This is a genomic window from Streptomyces sp. NPDC002851 (assembly GCF_053591935.1).
On record NZ_JBSFUT010000012.1, the window covers coordinates 119,247 to 144,238 of the forward strand.

At 71.6% G+C, this 24,992-nt stretch carries 17 protein-coding genes, 2 tRNA genes and 1 pseudogene; 5 read left to right on the forward strand and 15 right to left on the reverse strand.

The window, feature by feature from the left end; translation table 11 throughout:
* Positions 1–10: 10 nt before the first annotated feature.
* Complete coding sequence (locus ACWD10_RS15390; protein WP_451090961.1) at positions 11–1,900, reverse strand: AMP-dependent synthetase/ligase; 1,890 nt, start codon at positions 1,898–1,900, stop codon at positions 11–13.
* Between the two features lie 337 nt (positions 1,901–2,237).
* On the reverse strand, positions 2,238–4,100 hold the full coding sequence (gene lepA, locus ACWD10_RS15395) for a translation elongation factor 4 (RefSeq protein WP_451090963.1): 1,863 nt from the start codon (positions 4,098–4,100) through the stop codon (positions 2,238–2,240).
* Between the two features lie 462 nt (positions 4,101–4,562).
* Between lepA and rpsT the strand changes: the two genes are divergently transcribed.
* Positions 4,563–4,829 carry a 30S ribosomal protein S20 gene (gene rpsT / locus ACWD10_RS15400; RefSeq protein WP_451090965.1) on the forward strand — a complete coding sequence of 89 codons (267 nt, stop codon included), beginning with the start codon at positions 4,563–4,565 and terminating at the stop codon, positions 4,827–4,829.
* A 347-nt stretch (positions 4,830–5,176) separates the two neighbouring features.
* Here rpsT and holA read toward each other — a convergent pair whose 3' ends face one another.
* The 8 genes and pseudogenes from holA to leuS all read right to left on the reverse strand — a co-directional run bounded on the left by holA (position 5,177) and on the right by leuS (position 16,476).
* Complete coding sequence (gene holA, locus ACWD10_RS15405) at positions 5,177–6,166, reverse strand: DNA polymerase III subunit delta (RefSeq protein ID WP_451090967.1); 990 nt, start codon at positions 6,164–6,166, stop codon at positions 5,177–5,179.
* Between the two features lie 89 nt (positions 6,167–6,255).
* Positions 6,256–6,501 carry a hypothetical protein gene (locus ACWD10_RS15410; protein WP_451090969.1) on the reverse strand — a complete coding sequence of 82 codons (246 nt, stop codon included), beginning with the start codon at positions 6,499–6,501 and terminating at the stop codon, positions 6,256–6,258.
* A 31-nt stretch (positions 6,502–6,532) separates the two neighbouring features.
* Positions 6,533–7,011 (reverse strand): annotated as a pseudogene (locus ACWD10_RS15415) (YceI family protein); the annotation flags it as partial.
* A 227-nt stretch (positions 7,012–7,238) separates the two neighbouring features.
* Positions 7,239–9,683 (reverse strand): ComEC/Rec2 family competence protein, encoded by a 2,445-nt coding sequence (locus ACWD10_RS15420; protein ID WP_451090971.1) that lies wholly within the window; start codon positions 9,681–9,683, stop codon positions 7,239–7,241.
* A 653-nt stretch (positions 9,684–10,336) separates the two neighbouring features.
* A complete protein-coding gene (locus ACWD10_RS15425) occupies positions 10,337–11,002 on the reverse strand; it encodes a helix-hairpin-helix domain-containing protein (RefSeq protein WP_451090973.1) in 666 nt (221 codons plus the stop codon).
* Between the two features lie 650 nt (positions 11,003–11,652).
* On the reverse strand, positions 11,653–12,498 hold the full coding sequence (locus ACWD10_RS15430) for a DegV family protein (RefSeq protein WP_451090975.1): 846 nt from the start codon (positions 12,496–12,498) through the stop codon (positions 11,653–11,655).
* 108 nt (positions 12,499–12,606) lie between these two features.
* The gene (locus ACWD10_RS15435; RefSeq protein WP_451090977.1) at positions 12,607–13,419 is read right to left on the reverse strand and encodes a hypothetical protein; all 813 of its coding nucleotides are present in this window, start codon (positions 13,417–13,419) and stop codon (positions 12,607–12,609) included.
* A 165-nt stretch (positions 13,420–13,584) separates the two neighbouring features.
* Complete coding sequence (leuS, locus tag ACWD10_RS15440; protein ID WP_451090979.1) at positions 13,585–16,476, reverse strand: leucine--tRNA ligase; 2,892 nt, start codon at positions 16,474–16,476, stop codon at positions 13,585–13,587.
* A gap of 425 nt (positions 16,477–16,901) precedes the next feature.
* Here leuS and ACWD10_RS15445 point away from each other — a divergent pair, with 425 nt between their 5' ends.
* Positions 16,902–18,425: a hypothetical protein gene (locus ACWD10_RS15445; protein ID WP_451090981.1), complete on the forward strand. Its 1,524-nt coding sequence runs from the start codon at positions 16,902–16,904 to the stop codon at positions 18,423–18,425.
* Positions 18,422–20,020 carry an NADH-ubiquinone oxidoreductase-F iron-sulfur binding region domain-containing protein gene (locus ACWD10_RS15450; RefSeq protein ID WP_451090983.1) on the forward strand — a complete coding sequence of 533 codons (1,599 nt, stop codon included), beginning with the start codon at positions 18,422–18,424 and terminating at the stop codon, positions 20,018–20,020. Before ACWD10_RS15445 ends, ACWD10_RS15450 begins: the two co-directional genes overlap by 4 nt.
* A gap of 98 nt (positions 20,021–20,118) precedes the next feature.
* Here the strand turns inward: ACWD10_RS15450 and ACWD10_RS15455 are convergent.
* Positions 20,119–20,191: transfer RNA gene (locus ACWD10_RS15455), tRNA-Ala, on the reverse strand.
* Here ACWD10_RS15455 and ACWD10_RS15460 point away from each other — a divergent pair.
* A complete protein-coding gene (locus tag ACWD10_RS15460; RefSeq protein WP_451090985.1) occupies positions 20,159–21,661 on the forward strand; it encodes a glycosyltransferase 87 family protein in 1,503 nt (500 codons plus the stop codon). The genes ACWD10_RS15455 and ACWD10_RS15460 overlap by 33 nt on opposite strands.
* Here the strand turns inward: ACWD10_RS15460 and ACWD10_RS15465 are convergent.
* The 3 genes from ACWD10_RS15465 to ACWD10_RS15475 form a co-directional block, all read right to left on the reverse strand.
* A complete protein-coding gene (locus tag ACWD10_RS15465; RefSeq protein WP_451090986.1) occupies positions 21,640–21,873 on the reverse strand; it encodes a hypothetical protein in 234 nt (77 codons plus the stop codon). The genes ACWD10_RS15460 and ACWD10_RS15465 overlap by 22 nt on opposite strands.
* 3 nt (positions 21,874–21,876) lie before the next feature.
* Positions 21,877–22,107 carry a hypothetical protein gene (locus tag ACWD10_RS15470; protein ID WP_451090988.1) on the reverse strand — a complete coding sequence of 77 codons (231 nt, stop codon included), beginning with the start codon at positions 22,105–22,107 and terminating at the stop codon, positions 21,877–21,879.
* An 88-nt stretch (positions 22,108–22,195) separates the two neighbouring features.
* Positions 22,196–23,683 (reverse strand): MFS transporter, encoded by a 1,488-nt coding sequence (locus tag ACWD10_RS15475; RefSeq protein ID WP_451090990.1) that lies wholly within the window; start codon positions 23,681–23,683, stop codon positions 22,196–22,198.
* A gap of 102 nt (positions 23,684–23,785) precedes the next feature.
* Here ACWD10_RS15475 and ACWD10_RS15480 point away from each other — a divergent pair, with 102 nt between their 5' ends.
* The gene (locus ACWD10_RS15480) at positions 23,786–24,790 is read left to right on the forward strand and encodes a helix-turn-helix transcriptional regulator (RefSeq protein ID WP_451090992.1); all 1,005 of its coding nucleotides are present in this window, start codon (positions 23,786–23,788) and stop codon (positions 24,788–24,790) included.
* A gap of 91 nt (positions 24,791–24,881) precedes the next feature.
* Here ACWD10_RS15480 and ACWD10_RS15485 read toward each other — a convergent pair.
* Positions 24,882–24,954 (reverse strand) — tRNA-Ala (locus ACWD10_RS15485).
* Between the last annotated feature and the right edge of the window lie 38 nt (positions 24,955–24,992).

Consider the following 24,992-nt stretch of genomic DNA (forward strand, 5'->3'; position numbering starts at 1 on the left):
CCCGGCGCTCTCAGGCCTCCCGCGTTCCGGCGTACATCTCCTCGATGAGTTCCTTGTACTCGCGCTCGACCACCGGCCGCTTCAGCTTCAGGCTCGGCGTCAGCTCACCGTGCTCCACGTCGAGGTCACGCGGCAGGAGCCGGAACTTCTTGATGGTCTGCCACTTCTGGAGCCCCTCGTTGAGCTGCCGCACATAGTCGTCGATCATCTTCACGACCCGCTCGTCGGCCACGAGCTCGGCGTACGACTTGCCGGTGATCCCCTGCTCCTCGGACCAGCCGAGCAGCGACTGCTCGTCGAGGGCGATGAGGGCGGTGCAGAAGTTCCGGTCGGCGCCGTGCACCAGGATGTTGGAGACGTACGGGCAGACCGCCTTGAACTGGCCCTCGACCTCGGCGGGCGCGATGTACTTGCCGCCGGACGTCTTGATCAGGTCCTTCTTGCGGTCGGTGATCCGCAGGTAGCCGTCGTCGGACAGCTCACCGATGTCCCCGGTGTGGAACCAGCCGTCGCTCTCCAGGACCTCGTCGGTCTTCTCGGGGAGGCCGTGGTAGCCCTGCATGATCCCGGGCCCGCGCAGCAGGATCTCGCCGTCGTCCGCGATCCGCACCTCGGTGCCGGGCAGCGGCTTGCCGACGGTGCCGGTGCGGTACGCCTCGCCGGGGTTGACGAAGGACGCGGCGCTGGACTCCGTCAGGCCGTAGCCCTCGAGGATGTGGATCCCGGCGCCGGAGAAGAAGTACCCGATCTCGGGCGCGAGGGCGGCGGAGCCGGACACACACGCCCGCAGCCGTCCGCCGAAGGCCTCCCGCAGCTTCGCGTAGACGAGCTTGTCGGCGATGGCGTGCTTGGCGGAGAGCCCGAACGGCGCGGAAGCGGTCCCGGTCCTGCGGAAGTTGTCCTGGGTGACCTTCGCGTACTCGCGCGCGACCCCGGCCGCCCACTGGAAGATCTTCAACTTGGCGCCGCCACCGGCCCGCGCCTTGGCCGCGACCCCGTTGTAGACCTTCTCGAAGATCCGCGGCACGGCGGCCATGTACGTGGGCTGCACGACCGGCAGATTCTCGATGATCTTGTCGACCCGGCCGTCCACCGCGGTCACGTGCCCGACCTCGATCTGCCCGCTGGTCAGCACCTTGCCGAAGACGTGCGCGAGCGGCAGCCACAGGTACTGCACGTCGTCCGGGCCGACGAGCCCGGTCGCCGCGATGGCCTTCGCCATGTACGACCAGTTGTCGTGCGGCAGGCGCACGCCCTTGGGGCGCCCGGTGGTGCCGGAGGTGTAGATCAGCGTCGCCAGCTGGTCCTTGCTGAGCGCGGCGACCCGCTCCTTGACGGCCTCGGGGTGCTTCTCCAGGTACGCCGCGCCGCGCGCCTCCAGGTCGGCGAGCGAGAGGATCCAGCCCTCGGGCTCGTCGCCGGTGGCGAGGCCGTGGTCGCCGTCGATGACGATGACGTGCTTGAGCTCCGGCAGTTCGTCGCGGCGCTCGCGCACCTTGGCGACCTGCTCCTCGTTCTCCGCGATCAGGATCTTGCTGTCGGAGTCCGCGAGGATGTACGCGGATTCCTCGGCGTTCGTCGAGGAGTAGACCGTCGTCGTGGCCGCGCCCGCGCAGAGGATGCCGAGGTCGGCGAGGATCCACTCGACCCGCGTCTCGGAGGCGAGCGCCACCCGTTCCTCGGGCGCGATTCCCAGGTCAATCAGGCCCGCCGCGATGGCGAAGACCCGCTCGGCGGCCTGGCCCCAGCTCAGCGACTTCCAGTCATCGGGGCCCTGCCCGGAGGCGGGCGGTACCGGATAGCGGTAGGCCTCGCCGTCCGGCGTTGCGGCGACGCGCTCCAGGAAGAGGGTCGCCACGGAGGGCGGACGGTTCTCGATCGTTGTCTGTGTGTCGCTCACGACATCCTCCGGGCCCGCGACAGGCGTACGACGCGGCATACGACTGGTGGAGAGGGGGCGGTAGTGGGGCGGTGACGGGACGGGGTGTGGGGGAGAAGGTTGTGGGGGGAACCTTGTGGGGAACTTTGTGGGGGAAGTTGTTTAACTAGCGAGTAACCTGCGAGCAGTGATCAGAGTAGAGCGCGCGGGCCCGCCGCGTAAGGGTCTGCGAGCAGTCACTTGCCAGGTCCTTTCTGGGTCACTGCCAGGTCACCGCTAGGTCACTTCTTACAGAGCTCCGGAAACGCCGCGGGCCCGCCGCGCGGTGCGCGACGGGCCCGTTCCTGCGAGGGGGCGGCTACTTCTTCTTGGCCCCTTCATCGCTGGAGAGCACCGCGATGAAGGCGTCCTGCGGAACCTCCACGGAGCCGACCATCTTCATCCGCTTCTTGCCTTCCTTCTGCTTCTCGAGCAGCTTCCGCTTACGGGAGATGTCACCGCCGTAGCACTTGGCGAGGACGTCCTTGCGGATGGCGCGGATGGTCTCGCGGGCGATCACCCGGGAGCCGATCGCGGCCTGCACCGGCACCTCGAAGGCCTGCCGCGGGATGAGCTCCTTCAGCTTGGCGACGAGCCGCACTCCGTAGGCGTACGCGTGGTCCTTGTGCGTCACCGCGGAGAAGGCGTCGACCTTGTCGCCGTGCAGGAGGATGTCGACCTTGACGAGCTGCGAGGACTGCTCGCCGGTGGGCTCGTAGTCGAGCGAGGCGTAGCCGCGGGTCTTGGACTTCAGCTGGTCGAAGAAGTCGAAGACGATCTCCGCGAGGGGCAGCGTGTAGCGGATCTCGACGCGGTCCTCGGAGAGGTAGTCCATGCCGAGCAGGGTGCCGCGGCGGCCCTGGCAGAGCTCCATGATCGAGCCGACGAACTCGGACGGGGCGAGGATGGTCGCCCGCACCACCGGCTCGTACACCTCGGCGATCTTGCCCTCGGGGAACTCGCTCGGGTTGGTGACCTGGTGCTCGGTGCCGTCCTCCATGATCACGCGGTAGACCACGTTCGGGGCGGTGGCGATCAGGTCGAGGTTGAACTCGCGCTCCAGGCGCTCCCGGATCACCTCAAGGTGAAGGAGGCCGAGGAAGCCGACGCGGAAGCCGAAGCCGAGCGCCGCGGAGGTCTCCGGCTCGTACACCAGGGCGGCGTCGTTCAGCTGCAGCTTGTCCATGGCCTCGCGCAGGTCCGGGTACTGGGACCCGTCCAGCGGGTACAGGCCCGAGAACACCATCGGCTTGGGGTCCTTGTAGCCGCCGAGCGCCTCCTCGGCGCCCTGCTTGAGGCTGGTGATGGTGTCACCGACCTTGGACTGGCGGACGTCCTTCACACCGGTGATCAGATAGCCCACCTCGCCGACGGCGAGGCCGTCGGAGGGCGTCATCTCCGGCGAGTTGGTGCCGATCTCCAGCAGCTCGTGGGTGGCGCCGGTGGACATCATCCGGATCCGCTCGCGCTTGTTGAGCTGCCCGTCGACGACTCGGACGTACGTGACGACGCCGCGGTACGAGTCGTACACCGAGTCGAAGATCATCGCGCGAGCCGGGGCGTCGTGCACGCCGACCGGGGCCGGGATCTCGTGGACGACCCTGTCGAGCAACGCCTCGACACCCATGCCGGTCTTGGCGGAGACCTTCAGGACGTCCTCGGGCTCGCAGCCGATGAGGTTGGCGAGCTCCTCGGAGAACTTCTCCGGCTGCGCGGCGGGCAGGTCGATCTTGTTGAGCACCGGGACGATCTGGAGGTCGTTCTCCATCGCCAGATAGAGGTTGGCGAGGGTCTGCGCCTCGATGCCCTGGGCGGCGTCGACGAGCAGGATCGTGCCCTCGCACGCGGCGAGCGAGCGCGAGACCTCATACGTGAAGTCCACGTGCCCCGGGGTGTCGATCATGTTGAGGATGTGGGTCTTGCCCTGCCCCTCACCCTCGGTGGGCGCCCAGGGCAGCCGGACCGCCTGGGACTTGATGGTGATACCGCGCTCGCGCTCGATGTCCATGCGGTCGAGATACTGAGCGCGCATCTGCCGCTGCTCGACCACACCGGTCAGCTGAAGCATCCGGTCGGCAAGCGTCGACTTGCCGTGGTCGATGTGCGCGATGATGCAGAAATTCCGGATCAGCGCCGGGTCGGTACGGCTCGGCTCGGGCACGTTCGAAGGGGTCGCGGGCACGCAGGGTCCTGATTCTTGAGACGTCTGCAGCTCTCTGCAGCCTCGGGTCGGATCATTACGCAGCCTCCATGGTCCCACGAGCGAGCGGGATGCTGGGGCTGTGGGGGTTGGGGGTGCGGTGTGGAGGGTGTCCGGGTCCGGTTTTTGGGGCCGGAGTCCGGTTTTTTGAGGGCCGGGCTCTGGTTCGGGGTGGTCCGCGGGACTGGCTCGGGGTGGTTCGGGGTGGTTCGCGGGACTGGTTCGGGGTGGTGTGCGGGTTCCGGCTCGGGATGGTGTGCGGGACTGCTTCGGGATGGTGTGCGGGACTGCTTCGGGATGGTGGGCGGGACCGGCTCGGGGGCAGCGACGGGGCCTCGTTTTGGGCCGGTCGGTGGGCTGCTGGTAGCCTGGTCAGCTGTGTCTCGTGGCCCTCTCAGCGGCGGGACACACAAGGAAGATCACCCATCCTGAAAAGGCTCTTTCGTGGCGAACATCAAGTCCCAGATCAAGCGGAACAAGACGAACGAGAAGGCGCGCCTGCGCAACAAGGCCGTCAAGTCCTCGCTCAAGACCGCGATCCGCAAGACCCGTGAGGCGGCCGCCGCGGGTGACGTCGAGAAGGCCACCGTGGCCCTGCGCGACGCCAGCCGTGAGCTCGACAAGGCCGTGTCGAAGGGCGTCATCCACAAGAACCAGGCCGCCAACAAGAAGTCGGCCCTGGCCTCCAAGGTTGCCTCCCTCAAGGGCTGAACTCTCCCGAGAGTTCTTCTGACTTGACCGCCGGAACGGACCAAGCGGGCCCTCTCAACCGCTCCTGACCGGCACCCTCCGCGCCGCACGCGGCCTGCGTTCGCCACGCGGGTGCGGCGCACCATCTGTACGACGGGCCCCGCCTGACACCCTTCCCCAGGGTGGTCGGGCGGGGCTTTGTCGTGTGTCGTGCCAAACGGGCTTGGTCGTGTGTCGTGCCCGACCGGCTTGGTCGTGTCTTGTGTGCCAAACCGGCTTGGTCATGTGTCGTGCCCGACCGGCTTGGTCGTATGTTGCGCCCGACCGGCTTGGTCGTGTGTTGTGCCAAAGCCCTCGGGGGCCCACCCTCAGCGAGCCGTACGAGACCGCGCTGCCCGCGCGACCGTCACGACCGCCTTCTCCAACGCGTACTCCGGATCGTCACCGCCGCCCTTCACCCCGGCATCCGCCTCCGCCACCGCCCGCAACGCCACCGCGACCCCGTCCGGTGTCCATCCCCGCATCTGCTGCCGAACCCGATCGATCTTCCACGGCGGCATCCCCAGCTCACGGGCGAGGTCCGCGGGCCGCCCGCCACGCGCCGACGAGAGCTTGCCGATCGCCCGCACCCCCTGCGCAAGCGCACTGGTGATCATGACGGGCGCGACCCCGGTCGCAAGGGACCAGCGCAACGCTTCCAGGGCCTCGGCCGCCCGTCCCTCCACCGCCCGGTCGGCCACGGTGAAGCTGGACGCTTCGGCGCGCCCCGTGTAGTACCGCCCGACCACGGCCGCATCGATCGTGCCCTCGACATCCGCGGACAGCTGGGACACGGCACTGGCCAGCTCACGCAGATCACTGCCGATCGCGTCGACCAGGGCCTGACACGCCTCGGGCGTCGCGGAGCGCCCCAACGTGCGGAACTCCCCGCGCACGAACGCCAGCCGGTCCGCCGGCTTGGTCATCTTCGGGCAGGCCACCTCCCGCGCACCCGCCTTGCGGGCCGCGTCGAGCAGCCCCTTGCCCTTGGCCCCGCCCGCGTGCAGCAGCACGAGCGTGATCTCCTCGGCGGGGGAACCGAGGTAACTCTTCACGTCCTTGACCGTGTCGGCCGCGAGGTCCTGGGCATTGCGTACGACCACGACCTTGCGCTCGGCGAAGAGCGACGGGCTGGTCAGCTCGGCGAGGGTGCCGGGCTGCAACTGGTCGGGCGTGAGGTCCCGCACGTCCGTGTCGGCGTCGGCGGCGCGGGCGGCCGCGACCACCTGCTGCACGGCGCGGTCGAGCAGCAGCTCTTCCTGGCCCACGGCGAGCGTGACGGGGGCGAGCGGATCGTCGTTTCCGGATTTCCTGGCCATCGCCGTCAAGGATCCCACGGGCCACTGACATCGGGCTCACGCCCGAGGTGCCGCCCCCCCGGCCCCGCGACCCCACAGCCTTCCGCCCGTCACGGCTCCTCGCGCCAGCCCTCCCACTCCGCGGCGAAGGCATCAAGGGCAGCCGGGTCGAGGCTGTCCTGTGCGTCCTCCAGGACAAGCAGCCACTGCGCGTCCTCGGCGTCGTCCTCACCGGCCAGAGCATCGCGTACGAGCTCGGGCTCCTCGGCCACGCCGAACCGCTCGGCCAACGCCTGCGCCGCCTCCTCGGCCGCATCACGGTCGGGCAGGACCAGTACGTGTCTCACATCGCTCACCCGCCCATTTTCCTCCGCCCGCATGACGCACAGCCTCCGGGTACGTGCGCAGAACAGTCGACTCCATGCGCTCGGCGATCCGGACCGCCCCCGCGAACGTATTGAACCGGCCGTGGATCCGGGCCAGCCCAATGCGCCGCGCCGTGAACCCGAGCGAGGAGTGCCTCGGCTCGATCTCCCACTCGCCCGGCTCGGGCGGCTCGGGAGGCGCGGGAGGCGCGGGAGGCGCGGGAGGCGCGGCTACCTGGAGCATGGGGTCACCGAGGCTCACATGACCCTGTTCGGTGACCGTGGCGGTGCCCCGGTAGGGCGCGTAGCCGTCGGCCGAGACGGCGAGGCGGACTCGCCCGCGGGCACCGTCGCGATGAACGAGCCGAACGGGTCCGCCTCGCCGCTCACCACCTTGCGGCCCTGGCTATCGCTGACGGTGAACTCGGCGTTCCGGACCGGTTCGTGGAGCGGATCGGGGATCCGGCAGCTGAGTACGCCGCCTCGGGCCGGCAGCGGCAGCGTCGCGTGGGGACTCCTGCCTTTGGCCCGGGTCGTACGGTTTCCCAGCCAGCGGCCGAACGTCGGCTTCCGGCCCGAGTCGGCGGCGGCCCACCCGCATCAGTACGGGTGAACCGTTCAACCCGGGTGGCCCGATCAAGCCGAGTGACCCGATCAAGCCGGGTGCCCCGATCAAATCGAGCGACGTGATCGGCCCGGGCAAGCCCCGTTCAGCCCTGGTGGCCCGATCAGCCCGGGTGCCCCGTGGGCGGTGGCCGAGCCGGGCCGGACGTCACCGCGCGCAGTCCGCTTCCGGCGCCGGTCACGGCCAGCGCGCCGTCGGTGTCGGTGCGCAGCACCACCGTGCCGAGGGAGCGGAGTACGTCGACCGTGCGCGGGGCCGGATGCCCGTAACGGTTCCCCGCACCCGCCGAGATCAGCGCGAGACGCGGCCGCACCCGGCGCAGAAAGCCCGGGTCCTGCTGGCCGGAGCCGTGATGCGCGACCTTCAGCACATCGACCGGGCCGAGCGTGGGCGCGGCCCTCAACAGCGCTTCCTGAGCGGGCGGTTCGAGGTCCCCGGGCAGCAGCATGTTCAGGCCACCGGTGCGCACGAGCAGCGTGACACTCGCGTCGTTGGCCCCTTCCAAGGCGGGCCCCGCCACGGACCCGGCCGGGGGCCAGAGGACCTGCCAGCTCAGCGGGCCCACACGGCGCCGCTCCCCCGCCGCGGCCCGGGTCAGCGGGATACCCCGGGCTGCAGCCTGACGTCGTACGGCCGCCGCCTGCCCCGGCGGATCCTCGAGCCCCGTCACCTGAATCGCACCGACCTCCCGGCCCCGCAACACCCCCGGCAGCCCCGTGACATGGTCGGCGTGAAAGTGCGTGAGCAGCACGAGCGGCACCCGGGTGACGCCGAGGGAGCGCAAACAGCGGTCGACGAGCGCCGGTTCGGGCCCCGCGTCCACAACCACGGCCGTGCCCGGGCCCGCCGCCAGAACGGTCGCATCGCCCTGCCCCACATCACACACCGCGTAACTCCAGTCGCGCGGCGGCCATCCGGTGATCACCCGGGTCAGCGGCGCGGGCCGGAGCACGGCCAGGAGCAGGAGCAGCGCCCCGGCACCGACCACCGCGGGATGCCGCAACCACCGGGCCGCAGGATGCCGCAGAAGCCGCCCGCCACACAGCAGAAGCACGGTGATGCCCGCCGCAAGCAGCAGCCCGCCGCGCCATCCGCCCGGCCAGTCCACCCCCGAACCGGGCAGCGCGGCCCCGGCCCGGGCGACGTCGGCGATCCACCCGGTCGGCCAACTCGCGCACCAGGCCAGACCCTTGGCCACCGGCATGGCCAGCGGCGCGACCGCGAGCGCCGCGAAGCCGAACACCGTGGCCGGTGCCACCGCGAACTCCGCGAACAGATTGCAGGGCACCGCCACCAGGCTGATCCGGGCCGCCAACACGGCCACCACGGGCGCGCACACGGCCTGAGCCGCCAGCGCGGCGGCCAACGCCTCGGCGAGCCGCGGCGGCACACGACGACGACGCAGCGCGGCGCTCCACCGCGGGGCGAGGGTGAGGAGGGCACCAGTGGCAAGCACCGACAGCACGAAGCCGTAACTCCGGGCCAGCCAGGGGTCGTAGAGAACCAGGAGCAGCACCACGGCGGCCAGTGCCGGAATCAGAGACCTACGGCGTCCCGTACCGATGGCAAGAAGCACGATGAGCCCGCACGCCGCCGCGCGCAGCACGCTCGGATCCGGTCTGCACACCACCACGAAAGCGAGCGTGAGGACGCCTCCGAGCAGGGCCGTCGTCCGAAGAGAGAAACCGAGGCGCGGCGCAAGCCCACGGCGCTCGGCACGGCCCGCGGTACCGGGCGGGCCGATGAGCAGCACGAGGACGATCGTGAGGTTGCTGCCCGACACGGCCAGGAGATGGTTGAGTTCAGTGGCCTCGAACGCCTCGTCCAGCTCCTGCGACACCCGCGAGGTGTCACCGACGACCAGCCCAGGAAGCAGCGCACGGGCATCCGGCGGCAACCCGTCGGTGGCCTCACGCAGCCCGGCCCGCAGCCGTCCCGCGAAGCGCTGGAGGGCGCTCGGCCCGGCCGTCACCGTGGGCGGCGTACGGCCCGACACCCGCAGGACCGCGGCAACCCGGCCACTGTCGTCGAACGGCGGCGCGAGCCGGGCGTGCATCCGCAGCCGTGTGGAGGGGAGCAGGGAGGACCACTTGGTGCGGTCGGTCTGGCCGGTCTGGTCGGTCTGGCCGGTCTGGCCGGTCTGGCCGGTCTGGCCGGTCTGGTCAGACTGGTTGATCTGGTTCGTCTCGCTGGTCTGACTGGTCTGGTCGGCCTGGTTCGTCTGGCTGATCTGGTTGGTCTTGTCGTACGTGTCGGCGACGGCGACCGGGGCCGCGTCGGCGTGACGGTCGCCATTGCCGTATCTGGCTCCGTCTCCCCTTTCCCCGCCCCCGCCCCCTCCCTCTCCGCCTCCGTTGCCGTTGCCGTTGCCGTTGCCGTTGCCGTCGCCGTCGCCGTCGCCGTCAGCATTACCGTCGCGGTCGCTGCCGCCTTCGCCTTCGCCGTCGTCGGCCTCGCCGTCGGCACCGCCGTCGCCCTCGCCCTCGCCAAGAACGAGGACCAGTACAGGGGTACGGGTCGCCACCACCTGCCGGGCAGGGGTAGTCACGCGAGTGACCTCCGCCTGGAGAACAGTGCCGGGCAGTGTCGCCACGGGTCCCCGGACCCGGGGGCGCATCGGGCGGGGGTCTGCCGTGACCTCCAACTCCACCGTGACGTGGGCGTATTGGCGGGCGAGCCCCGGGAGCGGCCCTCGGCGCACATCCGCCGTGTGCAGGGCGGCGGAAGCGACGGCCGCCGCGACGCAGAGCAGCGTGGTGGCAGCGGCGAGACGAACTCCGGGACGCGTGGAGCGAGGACGCGTGGAGCGTGGTCGGGTGGTGCGGGGACGCGTGGAGCCGGGACGCGTGGAGCGGGGACAGGCGGAGCGCGGTCGGGTGGAGGGGGTACTCGTGCCGCCGGAGCGGTCCGCGGGACGCGGGACGGGGCCGGGGCCGGGCGTGAGTCCGCGACCACGGGCGCGCCGTACCCACCGTGCCTCCGCCCCCAGGAGTCCCGCCGCCACGATGACGCACAAACCCGTCGCGAGCCACGCCCAGTTCGCAGGTGCGCCAAGGGCGAGTGCCGCCGCGGCCCAGGCCGCGAGTGCGGGCGGAACGAGACGGAGGTCGGGTGGGCGTTCCTGATGAGGGTGCGACGAGCCGAGCGGGCTGGCCGCGGTGGCATGGACCGACTGGCGGTCGGCTTCAACTCCGGTGCGCGTCATGGCCGTACGGCGTTCTTCAACTCGGCGAACCGACGGTCGCCGATGCCATTCACCTCGCGCAGCTCATCGACCGAGCGGAAGCCGCCGTGCTGGGTGCGGTAGTCGACGATGTGCTGGGCGAGGACCGGGCCCACCCCAGGGAGCGTGTCCAGTTGCTCGACGGTCGCGGAGTTCAGGCTGACCGGACCGGCCGGCCCCGCTCCACCGGACACCGAGCCCGGGCCGGCGCCGCCCGATGCCGCCGCGGAGGCCGATCCGCCGGACGCTGGCGGCACCGCGCCACCGGGTGCCCCCACGACGACCTGCTCGCCGTCCACGAGCACCCGTGCGCGGTTGAGCGCGCTGAGGTCCGTTCCCTTGCGGACTCCGCCCGCCGCCCGCAACGCGTCGGCTACCCGTGACCCTTGCGGCAGTTGGTGGATGCCCGGTCGGCGGACCTTGCCGCTGACGTCCACCACGATCCGGCCCTTCGCACCGCCCGGGCTCCCCCGGCCCGACGCGGGCGGCCCGCCCGGGGTCGTCACGGGAGCTCCGGGAGAGGGGTCCGGTCCGGATGCGGCCTGGCGCACCACGTCGGGCGCGGCCACCGGCTGCGGCCGCCCCGTCCAGAAGTGGTGCACGGCAAAACCGACCGCGACGACCAGGACCACGGCGATGGCCACAAGGCTCCGACGTTCGAGCCCGCACCTCAACTGCAGCCACAGCGGCAGCCGTTCCCGCACTGCGCCCCAGCCGCGCCGCCGCCGAGACCCGACCTCCTCCGACGCAGGCGGAGGCGCAGGCACGGGCGCGGGCGGAGGCGCAGGCACGGGCGCGGGCGGGGGCGCGGGCGGAGATGCAGGCGGAGACGCAGGCGCAGGCCCCCGCGGCTCAGCCGCACCCTCCGCGACCCCCGTGCCACCCCCAGCGCCGCCGACTGCCCTGGCCGCACTGGCCGCACTCGCCGCACTCGCCGCCCCACGCGCGGCGGACGTATCGAAGAGCGCCTGCGCGCGCAGCCTGAGACGTTCGGCCGCAGCACGTCGGCGCCGTACTCGACCAAGGTCGCGTTCGTAGTCCCGTACCGCCCGACGCGCGGAGGCAGCACGGTCGTCAGCAGCGGTCTCACGCCCGGAACCGCTCGTTGCCATGGAAGATCGAAGAGTCATGCGAGCGACGTTAGGCATCTCCGCCCGAGCCCGCTGATCTTGCTCAAATCCTCTGGATTACCCAGCAGTTGTGGATAACTCAGCCACCCACACGAGCTACACCAGCCCCGGCCAAGCCGCGCCTGCGCCGCCTGGGCCCGCCCGCACGAGCTACACCAGAACCCTCACCGCGGCGAAACCACAGCCCCCAACAACCCAGGCCCCGTATGCGCCCCGATCACCGCGCCGACCTCGCTGACGTGCAGCTCCGCGAGGCCCGGCACCCGCTCCCTGAGGCGCTCCGCGAGCGTGGCGGCGCGTTCCTGGGCCGCGAGGTGGTGCACGGCGATGTCGACCTGGCTCGCCCCGGCGCGCTCGACCACGAGTTCCTCGAGGCGGCCGATCGCCTTGGAGGCGGTGCGTACCTTCTCGCACAACTCGATACGCCCGCCGTCCAGTTCGAGCAGCGGCTTCACGGCGAGGGCCGAGCCGAGCAGGGCCTGTGCCGCCCCGATCCGCCCGCCGCGGCGCAGATAGTCGAGGGTGTCGACGTAGAAGTACGCGGACGTGGACGCGGCCCGCTTCTCGGCGGCGGCTACCGCATCGTCCACGGTGCCGCCGCTCTCCGCGGCCTCCGCCGCCGACAGGGCGCAGAAGCCCAGGGCCATCGCGACCATGCCGGTATCCACGACGCGTACCGGAATCGGGGCGTCGGCCGCGGCGAGCACCGCGGCGTCGTATGTGCCCGAGAACTCGGCGGACAGATGCAGCGACACGATGCCGGTCGCCCCCGACTCGGCGATCTTGCGGTAGGTCTCCGCGAAGACCTGAGGGCTGGGCCGGGATGTGGTGACGGGGCGGCGTTTCTGCAGGGCGAGGGCGAGCGAGCGGGCCGAGATCTCGGTGCCCTCCTCGAGCGCCTGGTCGCCCATGACCACGGTCAGCGGGACCGCGGTGATGCCGTGCCGCTCCATCGCCCGTTGCGGCAGGTAGGCCGTGGAATCCGTGACGATCGCGACATGGCGGGACATGAGCTGGAGGTTACCTGGCCCAAACGGTGAGCGGCAGCCCGGCCCGGCCCTCGGACGCTGTCCCGGATACCCGTGTGAAGCACCCGTTCCGGAAGGCGGGTGGCTGTCTCAGGTGGTCCCCTCGCGCCGCTCCTGCTTCTGCCACGGATAGGTCGGCGTCGGCCGGGCCTGCTCGATGGCCTGCGGTTCCTCGGCGTCGCGGCGCGGGTCCGGCCAGGTCTGCTCGGCCGCGGCCGCCGGCCCGTCGACCAGCGTCGGCTCGGGCCACGAGGGCGGAGTGGCGGGGCCGGTCGCGGGGGCGGCGGCACCCTCGGGGGGTGTGGTGGCGGCAGTGGGGCCGGAGGTCTCTTCGGTGCGCCCCTTCGGCGACGGCTCGGCGTCCGTCCAGTGCCGCAGTGCGCCCGATTCGACGTCGATCTCCCGTCCGAGCGCCGCCAGATCGTCGTCCGCGAACTGCCGTGCCCGGTCGCGTGCGGCCCAGCGCAGCGAGTCCGCGGCGTGCGTGATCCGGTCCGTGCGCTCCTTGAGCTCGGGGAGCAGTTCGCGGAGCCGGGGTCTGTCGGGCTCGCGCTCCAGGCCCCTGAGTTCGTGGTCCAACTCGTGGGCGTGCGCGCTCAGGCGCTGGAAGAGGGCCATGGATTCCCGCAGCGAGGCGTCCTCGCCGACCTTCTCGCCCAGCGCGTCCTGGGTGGACCGCATCGAGGTGCGTAGCTTGAGCCGGAGCTGGGCGAGTTCGCCGGCGGTGCCCGGCTGGGCGAAGCTCTTCGCCTTGAGCGTGGTGTCCTCGACCGTGCGGCGGGCCTGCGCGACGGTCCGGTCCACGCCGCGCGCGGCGGCCTTGGCCACCTTGACCGTCACGAACACCCCCGCCGCCACGAACAGCACGAAGAGCAGTGCCACTACGGCGATCACTACGTCCATGGCAGGTGAGCTCCTTCGGGGCGGTGCCGGGGTCAGGGCCTCTCTTCCACCGTAAACGCAGCCGGGCAGGTCGAGGGTTCCCCAGAACCCCCAACCTGCCCGTAGGGCATGTCCCCTATGCGCCGCGGTGCGCGCTCAGCTGGGCGCCGGAGTCGTCACGGCACGTTACGCCGGAACGATGTTCACGAGCTTCGGCGCCCGCACGATCACCTTGCGGATACCGGCGCCACCCAGGGCGGCCACGACCCGCTCGTCGCCCAGGGCCGCCTGCTCCAGCTCCTCGTCCGAGATCGACGGGGAGACCTCCAGGCGGGCCTTGACCTTGCCCTTGATCTGCACGACGCAGGTCACGGCCTCGTCCACGACGTACGCCGGGTCGGCGGCCGGGAAGTCCTGGTGCACCACGGAGTCCGTGTGGCCCAGCTTGCGCCACAGCTCCTCGGCGATGTGCGGGGCCAGCGGCGCGATCAGCAGCACCAGGGACTCGGCGACGCTGCGCGGCAGCGGGCCTCCGGCCTTGGTCAGGTGGTTGTTCAGCTCGGTGACCTTGGCGATGGCGGTGTTGAACCGCAGGCCTTCCAGGTCCTGGCTGACGCCGTCGATCGCCTTGTGCAGGGCGCGCAGCGTGGCGTCGTCCACCTGGTCGGTGTCGACGACCGTGACCTCGCCGGTGGCCTCGTCGACGACGTTCCGCCACAGCCGCTGGAGCAGCCGGAACTGGCCCACCACCGCGCGCGTGTCCCACGGCCGGGAGACGTCCAGGGGGCCCATGGCCATCTCGTAGAGGCGCAGGGTGTCGGCGCCGTACTCGGCGCAGATCTCGTCCGGAGTGACCGCGTTCTTCAGGGACTTGCCCATCTTGCCCAGTTCGCGCTTGACCGGCTCGCCCTCGAAGAAGTACTTGCCGTCGCGCTCCTCGACCTCGGCGGCCGACACCGGGAAGCCGCGGCTGTCCCGGTAGACGTACGCCTGGATCATGCCCTGGTTGAACAGCTTGTGGAACGGCTCGGCCGACGAGATGTGGCCCAGGTCGAACAGGATCTTGGACCAGAAGCGGGCGTACAACAGGTGCAGCACGGCGTGCTCGGCGCCGCCCACGTACAGGTCGACACCTCCGGTGGGCTGCCCCTCGCGCGGGCCCATCCAGTACTGCTCGACGGCCGGGTCGACCAGCTTCTCGCTGTTGTTCGGGTCCAGGTAGCGCAGCTCGTACCAGCACGAACCCGCCCAGTTGGGCATGGTGTTGGTCTCGCGGCGGTACGTCTTGACGCCGTCGCCCAGGTCCAGCTGGACGTTGACCCACTCCTCGTTGCGCGAGAGCGGCGTCTCCGGGGAGGTGTCGGCGTCGTCCGGGTCGAAGGTGCGCGGCGAGTAGTCCTCGACCTCGGGCAGCTCCAGGGGCAGCATCGACTCGGGCAGCGCGTGGGCCACGCCGTCCTCGTCGTAGACGATCGGGAAGGGCTCGCCCCAGTAGCGCTGGCGGCTGAACAGCCAGTCGCGCAGCCGGAAGTTGACGGTGCCCTCGCCGATGCCCCGCTCGGCCAGCCACTCGGTGATCTTCGTCTTGGCCTCGACGACGCCCAGGCCGTCCAGGGACAGCGTGTCGCTCGACGAGTTGACGAGCTTCGCGTCGTACGAGTCGAAGGCGTCGTCCCACGTAGTGGCGTCGGTTCCGCGGTCGTCGGACGGCTCGACGACGCAGCGCATGGGCAGCTCGAAGGCGCGCGCGAAGGCGAAGTCGCGGCTGTCGTGCGCCGGGACGGCCATGATCGCGCCGGTGCCGTAGCCCATCAGGACGTAGTCGGCGATGAAGACCGGGACCTGCTCGCCGCTGACCGGGTTGATGGCGTACGCGCCGGTGAAGACGCCGGTCTTGTCCTTGGCCTCGGCCTGCCGCTCGACGTCGGACTTGGCGGCGGCCTGCTTGCGGTACGCGGCGACGGCGTCGGTGGGCGTGGCGTGGCCGCCCGTCCATACGTCGTGGGTGCCCTCGGGCCAGGCGGCCGGGGTGATCTTCTCGACCAGCGGGTGCTCGGGGGCCAGGACCATGTAGGTGGCGCCGAACAGGGTGTCCTGGCGGGTGGTGAAGACGGTGATGGCGTCCTCGCCGTTGGTGGTGACCTTGAAGTCGACGCGCGCGCCCTCGGAGCGGCCGATCCAGTTGCGCTGCTGCAGCTTGATGGCCTCGGGCCAGTCCAGGCCGTCCAGGTCGTCGAGCAGGCGGTCGGCGTAGGCCGTGATGCGCATGTTCCACTGGCGCAGCTTGGCCTTGAAGACCGGGAAGTTGCCGCGCTCGGAGCGGCCGTCGGCGGTGACCTCCTCGTTGGCCAGGACAGTGCCCAGGCCGGGGCACCAGTTGACCGGGGCGTCGGAGGCGTAGGCCAGGCGGTAGTCGCCCAGGACCTCGGCGCGCTCGACGGCGCTCAGCTCACTCCACGCGCGCGTGACGCCGGATTCGGTGGCCGGCACGGCGCGCTCGCCGCTCTCGAACTGGGCGATCAGGTCGGCGATCGGGCGGGCCTTCTTCGCGTCCTGGTCGTACCAGGAGTTGAAGATCTGGAGGAAGATCCACTGGGTCCACTTGTAGTAGTCCGGGTCGATCGTCGCGAACGAGCGGCGCTGGTCGTGGCCCAGGCCCAGGCGGCGCAGCTGCGCCTTCATGTTGACGATGTTGGCCTCGGTGGAGACCCGCGGGTGCGTGCCGGTCTGCACGGCGTACTGCTCGGCGGGCAGGCCGAACGCGTCGAAGCCCAGGGTGTGCAGGACGTTGTGCCCGGTCATCCGCTGGAAGCGGGCGAAGACGTCGGTGGCGATGTAGCCGAGGGGGTGGCCGACGTGCAGGCCCGCGCCCGAGGGGTACGGGAACATGTCCATGATGAACTTCTTGGGCCGGGCCACGACCGCCGGGTCACCGGCCATGTCGCCGCTGGGGTTCGGCACCTGGTAAGTGCCGTTCGCGTCCCAGAAGTCCTGCCAGCGTGCCTCGATGTCGGCGGCCATGGCAGCCGTGTAGCGGTGCGGCGCTGCCACCTCGGCAGCCGTATTCGTCTCGCTCATGATCCTTAAGGCTCCATCGATCGTCTCTGCCGGCGTTTCGTCTGCTACGTACAGCCGAAATGAAAAATCCCCTCGCATAGGAGGGGACGCCGCGCCGATTCCGACCACTCAATTGTCATCACTTGCCAAGAGTGGTCGGCACTGATCAGCGCGGCTCGCTAAGCAGAAGGCGTACGGCACGCATGGCGTCAGGGTACCGCAGGGCTCGCGACGGCCGCACCGAGCTTCCGGTCCAGACCAAATCGGCCGCCGAACTCCGCCTCACCGCACCGGGTTACTCGGCGTACCGACCCCTATCGGGGCAACACCACAAACCGATGTCCAGTGGATAACGACGCAATAACTCAAACCCCGTACTGGCTGGTATGACTCCACTTAGCATGCGGCAACGGGACGCGCTTTGCCGAACTTTCGGAGTCTGCCCCATGAACTCTCTGACCCCCCCGACCCGTCCGAGCCCGCCCTCCCTGGACCGCCGCCGGCGCCCCGCCGGGCCGAGCCGCACGGTCCGCGGGCTGTCCTTAACGGCAGCACTGCTGCTCATACCCCTCGCGGTGGCCGCGGGCAGCGACGATTTCCGCGCCGCGCTCGACTTCACCAGCGGAGTCCTCTGCCTCGTGGCCCTGACCTGCTCCGTGGTCTGGGGCCTGGTCGCTTCCGACCGGCTCTTCCTCGGCGCCCGCCAGCGGCTGCTCGCCCAGGCCGTGCACCGGGGCACGGCGGTGGCCGCCGTCGGCTTCCTGCTCCTGCACGGCACCATCAAGTTGAACCTCGACCATGTCGCGCCGGTCGACGCGCTCGTGCCCTTCGCACACGGCGTGGTCGGCACCGCCGGGCTCATCGGGTTCGGCACCCTGGCCGGACTGCTCCTGCTGACGGTCGCGGTCACCGGCGCACTGCGCAGCTCCTTCGCCTCGCCCGCGCGGGTCGCCGGGCGCTGGCGGGCACTGCACACCCTCGCGTACCCCGCGTGGTGCTCGGCCCTCGTCCACGGCCTGTACGCGGGCCGTGAGCCCGCCGCCTGGGTGGTGGTGCTCTACTGCCTGTGCCTGGCGGCGGTGGCCGGGGCGCTGGCCCTACGGGCGGCGCCCGAGCCGGTCAAACGGAAGGTCTCCCGCCGCATCCTCGCGCTGCTGTCCCCCGACGGGCGTACGAGCCGCACGCCCGAGGAGGAACCGCCCGCCCGCCGGGACTCCGCGCCACTGCCCGGCATGGACGGTTCCGCGGCGCATCACACCACCACCGTGGTGCCGCCCCGGCCCTCCGAGCGCCCGTTCACCCCGCCGATGCCGCGGTTGTACGAGGCCGAGGCGCCCTCCTCCGCCGCCTCACGGCACCCCTGGGACACCGAAACGGGCACTACTACAGATACGGCCGCCGCTCCCGGACCGGTGCCGCCCCCAGGAACAGGCGCCACCACAGATACGGCCCCTTCTGCAGGCCTGCCCACAGGAGAAACGGCCACCCCTACAGGTCTGTCCGCCGCCTACCGCGCGGTCTCCGCCCCCGCCCCGCGTCCAGGGCCCGTCCCGCTCCCCCATCCCCCGGCCGGTCCCGCCGCTCCCCGCTCACACCCCGCCGGATCCGGCACGCCGCACTGGCCCGCCCCTTCTCCACCGCCGCCCGCCGAGGCCACCCCGTCGACGTACGAGACGTCCGGCACCGTCCCCCGGCCGAGGCCCGCCAGCGGTCCCGCCCACGCCCGCACCTCTCACGCACGCGCCCCCTACACCCCCGACCGGCCGTCCGCACACCCGGCGTACGACGACGGACCCGTCACCGAGCCGCTGCCCCGGCCAGGGCACGAGCGCGAGCGCGAGCGCGAGCCAGGGTACGAGCCGGGGCACAGGCCGGGCCGCGCGCCCACCCCGGCACCCGGCGCCGACTGCCGCCCGCCGGTCACCGGTGAGCCCTGGGACGCTCCGAGCTCCACCGGAGGTCACCGGTGAACGCGCCGCTCCCCGACATCCCCGAGGTCCGCGTCGTCGGCCTCCCCCACCTCACCAGCGGCCTCGACCTCGTGGAGCGGCTCGACCTGCCGCTCCACCTCAAGGTGCACGGCCCCCTCGAACCGGTGCCCGGCGAGCGGCTCGCCGCGCTCGCCGACGCGGTCGCGCTGCGCGGCCGGGGCGGCGCCGGGTTCCCCTTCGCCCGAAAACTGCGGGCCGTCGCCGAGTCGGCCATCTCGCGCGGCATACGTCCCGTGGTCGTCGTCAACGGAAGCGAGGACGAGCCCGCGTGCCGCAAGGACACGGTGCTGCTCAACCGAGCCCCGCACCTGGTCCTGGACGGCGCGCTGCTCGCCGCCGAGGCGCTCGGCGCCCGCACCCTGGTGGTCGGTGTCACCCGCGACTCCACCGAGGCGTCCACGGCCGCCGCCCTCACCGAGCGGGGGCTCTCCAACCGGCGCGGTGCGCCGCTCCGCGCGCGCGTGCAACGCAATCCCGCGCGCATGGTGACCGGCGAGGCCACCGCCCTGGTGCGCTCCGCCGACGGCGGCCCGGCACTGCCGCCCGGCCGCCGGGTGCGCGCCGCCGAGTCCGGCGTCGGCGGCGCCCCGACCCTTGTGTCCAATGCCGAGACCTTCGCGCAACTCGCGGTCGCCGCCCGGCTCGGCCCGGACCGGTACCGCCGCACCGGCCTGCACGACGAGCCCGGCACCGTGCTGCTCACGCTCTCCGGCGCCGTGGGCCGCCCCATGGTCATCGAGGTGCCCACCGGGGTGCCGCTGCGCTATGTCCTTCAGCTGGCCGGGGCTCCGCCACTGCCCCAGGGCGTCCTGACCGGCGGCTACCACGGCAGCTGGCTGGGCGGCCCGGCCGCGCACGACGCCGTCGTCTCCCGCGCCGCCCTCCAGGCCCTGGGCGGCGCGCTCGGCGCCGGGGCGATCCTGCCCCTGGGCCCGGACACCTGCCCGCTCGGCGAAGCCCTCAGGGCGGCGCGCTGGCTGGCCGCCGAAAGCTCCGGCCAGTGCGGCCCCTGCCGACTCGGGCTGCCCGCGGCGGCGAACGGCCTCGCCGACCTGCTGGGTGGCGGCGGCCCCACGGCGCTCGAGGCGCTGCGCGAGGTCACCCGCGCCGTCCGCGGCCGCGGCGCCTGCAAGCACCCGGACGGCGCGGCCCGCTTCCTCGACTCGGCGCTCTCGGCGTTCCGCGACGACGTCGCCGCACACGCGCTCGGCTCCGGCTGCGGCCGCGCCACCAGAGGCGTCCTGCCGCTGCCCGGTCCGGGACAGCAGGACGCGGGCGCGCCCAGCGGCGAGCGCCTCGCCGTCGACTGGACGCTCTGTCAGGGCCACGGCCTGTGCGCGGACGTCGTGCCGGAACTCATCCAGCTCGGCCCCGACGGGTTCCCCACGGTCCCGGACGCCGCGGTTCCGCTGCCGCTACGAGGGCGGGCACAGCGCGCCGTACGACGCTGCCCGGCGCTCGCACTCCGCTTGGAACGCACGCCCGGGCAGACGCCCGCACGCCTCACACAGGCCACCCCGCTCGCCCTGCCACCCGCTCCTGAACCCAAGCCCCTGAACAGCCACCGGAGTTGACCCCAGGGCGCCCCGGAAAACAAAAATCCCGTCCGATCGGAGTGATCGGACGGGATCCGGGAGACCGAACCTGATGCGACTCAAGAACGGTTCTGCTGTGGAGCTAAGGAGAATTGAACTCCTGACCTCTTGCATGCCATGCAAGCGCTCTACCAACTGAGCTATAGCCCCTTGCGGTGTGTCTCCCCGGGGCCTTGCCCCGCGGCGACGTCGTCAACAGTACACGGTCACCCCGGTGCTCCACCAAATCGTTTGTCCGCCCCTCCGGGGGGAGAGCGCCAGAAGGTACTGTCAGCACGCGTGACCACAGTAGGACGGGCCGCCGACAAGGCCGACAACAGGAACCGGGACGGACGGCCGCCGCACCTTCTGTACGCCCTGCTCGTCTGCCTGGCGTCGTTCACGGCTTTCTGGATCGCCCAGCGCCTCGCCGGCGTGACCCTGCTCGACGTGATGGTCTACCGCGCCGAGGGCATGACCGTGCGCGCCGGCGGCGACCTGTACGCGATGCGCGCGACCGCGGCCGAGCTGCCGACGACCTACCCGCCGTTCGCCGCCCTGCTGTTCACGCCGCTGACGCTGCTCGGCGTACCGGAGATGCGGACCTTCGCGACCGGTTTCAATCTCGTGCTCGTCGTCGCGGTGGTGTACCTCTCGCTGCGCCTGGCCGGGCTCGAGCGGCGCCCGCGGCGGTTCGTCGTCGCCCTGTGGGTGTCCGCGCTGCTCGTGTGGTGCGAGCCGGTGTGGACGACGCTGCGGTACGGCCAGATCAACCTGCTGCTCGCCGTCCTGGTCCTGTGGGACCTGACCCGGCGGGCGGAGAACCGCTGGGCCGGGGTCGGCATCGGCCTCGCGGCCGCGATCAAGCTCACCCCGGCCCTGTTCGCGGTGATGCTCGCGCTCGCGGGCCTGGTGCAGGCGCTACGTCTGGTGCGCGCGGGTCAGAAGTGGTGGAACCCATGGCTGCGTCAAGCCGCCGTCGCCACGGCCACGTTCGTCCTCGTCACCGCGGGCACCGCGGTCGCGCTGCCGGGCGACTCACGGCGTTTCTGGACCGAGGTGATGTTCTCCGCGAACCGCCCGGGCAAGGCCGAGGACACCGCCAACCAGTCGCTGCGCGGGGTGCTCGCGCGGCTCCTGCACACCCCCGAACCCGGCGTCTGGTGGGCCGCCGTGGCGGCGCTCGTGGCCGTCGCCGGGCTCACCGTCGCAGTGGCGGCGCTGCTGCGCGGCCGTACCGCCTGGGCGGTGACCGCGTGTGCGGCGACCGCGCTCCTGGTCAGCCCGGTGTCCTGGTCGCACCACTGGGTGTGGGTGGTACCGGCGCTCGTGCTGCTCGGCACCGAGGCCCGCCGCTCGGGCAGTCGGCGGCTGCGGGCGGTGACGGTCGCGGGCGCGGTGCTGTTCTCGTCGTTCGTGCTGTGGTGGGTGCCGCACAGCGGCTCGAGCACCACGATCCGGTACGAACTCGACCAGAACGCTTGGCAATCGCTGTGCTCGGGCGCGTACTGCCTGGCCGGGCTCGCCTTCCTGGCGCTTGCCGCCCGGCACGCGCGCGTGGGGCACGACATGAGCGTGGAGCAGGAACGTGCCTTCCCCGTAGGGGCGACGCCGAACGCTCAGGCCGTCGCGAACGAATAGAACCGTTTCAGGGTGCAGTGCTCGTCGAGGAGTCGCCCGTAGATCGGCTCGCCCTCCAGTTCGCGGTACGTCTCGATCGGGTCGCCTTTTATGATCAGCGCCCGCGCGCATTCCTCGCACCAGTACTGGTACGCGGCATTGACCGGCTCCATGTCACGGACGATCGGCGTGCCGCTGCCGCACCAGTCGCACTTCCTCCTATGTGCACCCATCGATCAGCTCCAGCTGTGGCCGCAGGCCGTGCACACGTAGGAGATTCCGCCGTTGTCCCCGAGCACTTGGGCCACACTGACGGAACCACAGGACGGGCAGCTCAGGGCGGTACGGGCGAGTGGGGTGGCGCGCCGGGGGCGGGCGGAGCGGAGCGGCTGCGCAGGCGAACGGCGGCCTTGCTCGTCGATCGCGTCGAGGACGCCGCTGCCTTCCTCGGGGATGCTCGCGGGCATCGCTCTTCTCCCTCCCGTCGGGCGCTCTTCGCCGGGTGTTCCGGCCCCCTTCCGGCCCGCTCGATTCTGCCACGACCTTGGAAATGGGTCAGCGACGCACGGGTACCAGTCCGGACACGACGCCGACCCCGGCCGCCAAGGCCAGTGCTAGACAGCTGACCAGGAGCGCTTCACCGGACTCCAGCGCTCCGCCTGTCGTACCGGCGTCCGCAAGGCGGTTGAGGAAGAGCGTGCCGACGGTGGCGACGCCGGTGAGCTGACCGAGCTGTGTGACGGTGGCGAGCAGGCCGCTGGCGTCCGCGGCATCCTCCTGCCGTACCGCCGCGAGCGCGCCCGTGAGCGCCGGTCCGAAGGCGAGCGCGATGCCCGCGCCGACGCCCGCGAACGCCGCGTACAGCCCGATTCCGCCGCTGCCGCCGCCCCGCAGGACGAGACCGACCAGCGCGACCGAGACCGCGGCGAGGGCGAACCCGCCCGGAATCAGCGGCCGTTGCCAGGCCGCGGGCAGCCGCTGCCAGCTCCGCCCGGCCACGCCGAAGGCCAAGGCGGCCGGTACAAAAGTAAGTCCGGTACGCAGCGCGCTGTGCCCCAAGCCGCCCTGGAGATGCAGGGTGAGGGTGAACAGAAAGCCCGCGTTGAGCGCCATGGCCAGCAGAATGTGCAGGGCGGCACGGGCCGTTCCCGGGGTGCGCAGCAAGCGGGGCGCGATCAGCGGGGCGCCGCCGCGCGCGGCCAGGCGTGCCTCGTACGCCACAAAGCCCGTGAGAATGACGGCGCTTGACGCCAGCGAGACCCAGGACCAGAGCGGCCAGCCCTGCTCCTGGCCGAGCACCAGCGGAACCGTGCACAGTGACACGGCGGCCCCGAGCAGCACCAGGCCGGGCAGATCGAGCCCACGCGCGCGTGCCGCACCTCCGGCGCGCGGCACCACCGGTCCTCCGTCCTTCGGCAGCACGAGCGCGCCGAGGGCGAGCAGCGCGAGGCCGACCGGCACGTTGACCAGGAAGACCGGGCGCCAGCCGGTGCCGAACAGGTCGGCGCTGACCAGCACTCCGCCGACCACCTGCCCGGCGGCGGCGCCGAGTGCCAGGACGGCCGAATACGCGCCGAGCGCCCGCACCCGGGCCGGACCCGTGAAGTGCCGCTGGATCAGGCTGAGTACCTGCGGAATCATCACCGCCGCGGCCGCGCCCTGGACGAGCCGGAAGGCGATCAGCTGCCCGCTGTCCTGGCTGAGGCCGCAGGCGAGCGACGCGGCGGTGAACAGGGCGAGCCCGGCGAGGTGCGCCCTGCGGTGGCCGATGCGCTCGCCCAGGCGCGCGCCGGTGATCAGGAGCACGGCGTACGCGATGGTGTAGCCGGCCACCACGAGTTGCAGCCCGGCGCCGGAGGTGCCGAGGTCGGCGCGGATGGTGGGCGCCGCGACATTGACGATGAACACGTCGAGCAGAGCCATGAATTGGGCGGTGAGCACCACCGCGAGCAGTCTGCCGGGACCGGCGGCGGCGCGATTGTCAGTGCCACCGGCTTTACTGGACGCGGAAGTTGGCGGTGCGGCCGCAGAGGTCGTCGTCATGGACCGAGCCTGACGACGTTCGGCCTCGGGTCACGAGAGCCCGTGGATACGGGTACTGACAGTACCTGGCAGCGCCGCCGCACCGGCTCGACGATGGGGGATGTGACCACGGTGACGACGGAGGCGGCGGAGACGACGGAGACGGACACCGAAGCCCGTCCCGATACGCGCGGGGCCACGCGCGCGAGCACGGGTGCCGGTGCTGGTGCCGGTACTGGTACCGACAAGCCCGGTGACAGGCCCGGCGGCAGACCGGGTGGCAGGCCCGGCGGCACCCAGCGCCGCCGGGCCGAGCTCGCCACGTTCCTGCGCGGCCGCCGGGCCCGCGTGCGGCCGCAGGACGTCGGGATACCGCCGGGCCTGCGCCGCCGCACCCCGGGGCTGCGGCGCGAGGAGGTCGCGCAGCTCTCCGGCGTGGGCATCACCTGGTACACGTGGCTGGAGCAGGGCCGACCGATCAACGTCTCGCCGCAGGTCCTGGACGCCGTGGCGCGCACCCTGCGCCTGGACCGCCCGGAGCGCGAGCACCTGTACCACCTGGCCGAGGTCCCCTGCGAGCCCGACGCCTCCGACCCGGCCTTCAACGCCGACGTCGGCCCGGAGATCCAGGGCATCATCGACGCCCTGGACCCGCGCCCGGCGGTGGTCTACAGCTCGCGTTGGGACATCCTGGCCACCAACCCGGCGTACCGCGTCCTGTTCGATGTGCCTTCGGCCCCCACCCTGGGGGTGCCGAACGCGCTGTGGACGCTGTTCACCGTCCCGGACCCGGTGTGTCCGCTGGTCTTCCGGGAGGCGGAGCTGCCGGTCATGGTGGCGCAGCTGCGCGCGGCCTATGGGCGCCACGTCGGGGTGCCGTCCTGGGAGTCGTTCATCGGCCGCCTCTCGAAGGCCAGCCGCTACTTCGCCGAACTGTGGGAGAGCGGCGATGTGGTGCCGCCGGGCTCCCGCGTGAAGCACTTCCGGCACGAGGCGGTGGGCGAGATACGGATGACCTCGGTCTCGCTGTCCATCGACGGCATGCCGGAGCGCCGCATCGTCACGTACAACCCGAACGACGAGGAGAGCCACGCGCGGATGGCGGCGTTGCGGTCCCGGAAGGCGTGAACGGGCACGGAGCGGCTGCGGAAGCGGACGCGGAGAAGTGCCGGGCAAGACAAAGATCCCGCCCCCTTGCGGGGACGGGATCCGGTGACTGTGGAGCTAAGGAGAATTGAACTCCTGACCTCCTGCATGCCATGCAGGCGCTCTACCAACTGAGCTATAGCCCCTGGTGTTCTTCCCGCTCGGCGGGCGAACAAGAAGAACT

Excerpts from the sequence above, each read along its gene's own strand:
- holA (WP_451090967.1), bottom strand. The coding sequence starts at position 6,166 with ATGGCCAGGAAATCCGGAAACGACGATCCGCTCGCCCCCGTCACGCTC.
- ACWD10_RS15430 (WP_451090975.1), bottom strand. The coding sequence starts at position 12,498 with ATGTCCCGCCATGTCGCGATCGTCACGGATTCCACGGCCTACCTGCCG.
- ACWD10_RS15435 (WP_451090977.1), bottom strand. The coding sequence starts at position 13,419 with ATGGACGTAGTGATCGCCGTAGTGGCACTGCTCTTCGTGCTGTTCGTG.
- leuS (WP_451090979.1), bottom strand. The coding sequence starts at position 16,476 with ATGAGCGAGACGAATACGGCTGCCGAGGTGGCAGCGCCGCACCGCTAC.
- ACWD10_RS15445 (WP_451090981.1), top strand. The coding sequence starts at position 16,902 with ATGAACTCTCTGACCCCCCCGACCCGTCCGAGCCCGCCCTCCCTGGAC.
- ACWD10_RS15460 (WP_451090985.1), top strand. The coding sequence starts at position 20,159 with ATGCAAGCGCTCTACCAACTGAGCTATAGCCCCTTGCGGTGTGTCTCC.
- ACWD10_RS15465 (WP_451090986.1), bottom strand. The coding sequence starts at position 21,873 with ATGGGTGCACATAGGAGGAAGTGCGACTGGTGCGGCAGCGGCACGCCG.
- ACWD10_RS15470 (WP_451090988.1), bottom strand. The coding sequence starts at position 22,107 with ATGCCCGCGAGCATCCCCGAGGAAGGCAGCGGCGTCCTCGACGCGATC.
- ACWD10_RS15475 (WP_451090990.1), bottom strand. The coding sequence starts at position 23,683 with ATGACGACGACCTCTGCGGCCGCACCGCCAACTTCCGCGTCCAGTAAA.